Here is a 3,712-nt window from a genome sequence, read left to right as displayed (position 1 = left end):
CCGGTCATCGCGAGATTGTTCGCGAAAACGCAATTGACGATGCCTTCGAGCATCTGGTCCGATTCGAGGGTGTTGTACATGCCGCCGCCCGAATCGTATGCGGTATTCCGCGCGAACGTGCAGCCGATAACCAGCGGCTCCGTGCGGTAGTTGTGCATGCCGCCGCCGCTGCGCGTCGCCGTGTTCTCCGTGAACACGCAATTTCCGGCGATCAACGAGGCGGCCATGGCGTACAAGGCGCCGCCGTTCCCCGACGTCGCGTGATTGCGCGTGAACACGCAGTCGTCAAAGAGCGGAAAGCCCCCTTTGATGAACACAGCCCCGCCGCCGTCCGCCGTGTTGTCCGTAAAGGTGCAGCCCCGTAGCGCCGGCCACGCCTCTTCGTTATACATGCCGCCGCCGTTGCCGGACGCCGCGTTTTCCGCGAAGATGCAATTCGCGACCTCCGGCCATACGCGCGGGTTGTACATGCCCGCGCCGTTCTCCGCGTTGCCCCGCGTGATGGTGAACCCGTCGAGCGTGGCGCCGTTTGCTCCGATGACGCAGCGCTGCGCGCGGCGCCCGTCGATGACCGGCGCATTGGCCAGCCAGTCCCGTTCTTCCAAAGAAGTTTCCGTTCCCGCAAAACCGCCGTACAGGTGCACATCCTCGGCCATGCACAACACCGCGCCCCTCTTCTCCTGGTAGGTCCCCGCCGCCACCCAGACCTCGCCGCCGCCGGCATACGACACGGCGTCGACCGCCTCCTGCAGCGAGGCATAGGCGGTGGCCCACGTGCGCCCGTCCGCGACGCCGGAGACATTTGCACGGCTCACATGACAGAAATTGGCCAGCAGCAGGCTCGTGCCCTGCCCGGCCTCATCGCCGTCGGCGCGCCCGTCGCCGTCCGTATCCGCGGCGCGCGGGTCCGCGCCGTGCCGATATTCCCCAAGATTGTCCAGGCCGTCGCCGTCCGGGTCCGCTTCTGCATCCGCCGCGTCATGCGGGTTCAGGCCGTGCGCCGTTTCCCAGTCGTTCGACATCCCGTCGCCGTCTGAATCCGCTCCCGCGGCCAATTCGTGCGCGCCCATGTCGACGCCCGCGCCCTGCGGCCGCGGCACGCCCGCCCGGTCCGTTTCGGGCGCGCCCGCGCTTGCCCCGGCGTCCACGCACGGCGAACAGGGCAGCAGGCGGAAATCGCCCCGGGCCGGGTCGCGCAGACAGGGGTACGCGTCCAGATTGCCGGTCCCGGCGTAGCCGCCCTGGACGCAGGAGTGGTCGACAGCGACCTGGCTCCGCTCGCTGGTCATGGCGTTTGGGCCGTTGCCCCAGAGAATGCAGTTCGTCAGGGCCGGCGCGGCCTCATTGTTGTAAAGTGCGCCGGACAGGCCCCGGTTTCCGGTCAGGGTGCAACTGAGGAACGCGGGTGCGCCGTACAGGTTGTAGGCAACGCTGCCGAGTTCGGCCTCGTTTCCGAAGAACACGCAGTTGACGAAACGGGGCAAAGCCGGCTCGCCCCATTCATCGCCGTTGAAGAGCGACCCGCCCAAATCCGCGGCATTGCCCGTGAAGATACAATTGGCCACGGCCGCCGATGCGCATGCGTTGAGCATTCCGCCGCCGGCGTAACCCGCTATGTTGTCCTCGAACGTGCAATTCGCGATGACCGGCGCGCCCGCGCCGTTGTGCATGCCCGCGCCGCGCTGGGCCGCGCCGCGCCGGACGACACATCCGTCGAAGACCGAGTCGTCCGCGCCGATTACGCAGCGCCTGCTGCCTTCGCCGTCGATAATCGTCCGCTGGAAGGTCCAGTTCCGCTCCTCGCGGCGGGTCTCGCCACCCGCGAACCCGCCGTAGACGCGCACGCCGTGGCGCAGCCGCAGCACGGGGTCCGTATCCGCCGTGTACCGTCCCGACGCCACCCACGCCTCGCCCCCGCCCGCCCAGCGCAGCGTGTCCGCGGCCATTTGCAGGGTCTGAAACGCATCTGCCCAGGATGCGCCGGTGCCCTCGCCTCCGGCAGCAGACGCCCTGACATAGCAGAAATTGGGCAGGCGCGGGCTCGTGTCTGCGGCAACCTCTTCCCGGTCCGTTCGTCCGTCCCCGTCCGTGTCCGCAACATGCGGGTCCGCGCCGTACAGGTACTCGCGCAGGTTGCGCATCCCGTCCCCGTCGGCGTCCGTGCCGCCGTCGCTCGGGTCGTCCGGGTTCAGGCCGCGCGCCGACTCCCAAAGGTCCGGCATGCCGTCGCCGTCGCGGTCCGGCAGCGGCGTGAGTTCATAGGCCCCCATGTCCACACCCGCGCCCTGGGGCCGCGCCGCGCCGGCAAGGTCCGCGGCGGGTGCGTCCTCCGCCGTGCCGCTGTCCACGCCCGGTGAGCCCGGCAACAAGCGGAAATCGTAGCGCAGCGGCTCGATGAAATGAGGGAACGCATCCAGATTGCCGATACCGGGCCACCCCCCTTCCACGAGGGAATAACTGACAGCCGCATCCGTGCCGAACGCCGGCAGGACAACGGGGTCATTGCCCCAAACGATGCAATTCGCGAGGACGAGCGGGCCTGCGCTGACCTGAGCGCCGTCCCGGCAGGGTTCGCTGTTCATCGCCACGGCGCAATTCATCAGCGCGAGCGAACCGGCGTTGCTGAACGCGCCGTGGGCTTCGGCGGCTTCGTTATACGCGAGGACGCAATTCGTGAGCGTCACCTCCCCGCTGTCGTTGCGCAGGCCACCCCCGTAATCGGCCTTGTTGCCGACAAACGTGCAGTTCAGCAGGGCCGGCGCCCCGCTGGAAATATCCAGCCCGCCGCCCGTATTGGCGCTGTTGGCGAAAAACACGCAATCCACGATACGCGTGGGCGCCTCCACGCTGGCAATGCCCCCGCCATACCAGGCGTCGTTATGCCCGAACACGCACCCTTCCACCGTCGGCAAACCCTCGCCGCAGACCAGCCCGGCCCCGACGGATGCCTGATTGCCGGCAAACGTGCAGTTCGTGACCGTTACGGCGGACCATATGTTGCACATTCCGCCACCGACGACCGCCCCCTGGTTATCGTCAAAAATGCACTGGTCCACCACAGGCGCGCCGTACTGGTTATACATCCCGCCGCCGCCGCCCGTGGAGAAAACGGGACCTGCGCTTCCTGCATGATTATGGGTGAACAGGCAGTGCACCACAACCGGCGACACGGAATCGTTGTACATCCCCGCACCGTTCTGCGCCCAGCCCCATGTAATCGTGAACCCGTCCAGCGTGGCGTTGTCCGCGCCCACGACGCAGCGGCGCATGCTCTGGCCGTCGATCACCGCAGGGTACGCAACCCAGTCCCGTTCCTCCAAGGCCGTTTCGCCGCCCGCGAACCCGCCGTAAAGACGCACGCCCGGCGCCATCGTCAATACCGTATTCGCCGTTGACCGGTACGTGCCCTCCGCCACCCAGACATCGCCCCCGCCCGCGGCGGACGCCGCATTCACTCCCGCCTGGAGCGAATGGAATGCCTGGGTCCACGTCGTGCCGTCCTGCGGGCCGGGAGCGCCGGCGTCCACGTACCAAACCGCGGACGCCGCATCTTCACCCCAGAACATGCTCAGGAAAACCAGGCATCCCGCCACGCAAATACGCCAAACGCGCACGGACATGACACACCCCCCGCCTCTGCATCACGCTTTCCCTTCTACTCCGTCAAGATAGCAGAAACCGGTAAAATCCGCAAGTGAAAAGGGACTTCCGG

At 67.4% G+C, this 3,712-nt stretch carries 1 protein-coding gene; it reads right to left on the bottom strand.

Features of this window, described 5'->3' with window-relative positions; genetic code table 11:
- Positions 1-3,620 (bottom strand): right-handed parallel beta-helix repeat-containing protein (locus KA184_23585; protein ID MBP8132573.1); only part of this gene is annotated, 3,620 nt, incomplete at its 3' end.
- Between the last annotated feature and the right edge of the window lie 92 nt (positions 3,621-3,712).

This window comes from Candidatus Hydrogenedentota bacterium (assembly GCA_018005585.1).
GTDB lineage: Bacteria > Hydrogenedentota > Hydrogenedentia > Hydrogenedentales > JAGMZX01 > JAGMZX01.
Note: the sequence above shows the minus strand (reverse complement) of the source record. Positions and strands in the feature narration are given on the sequence as shown.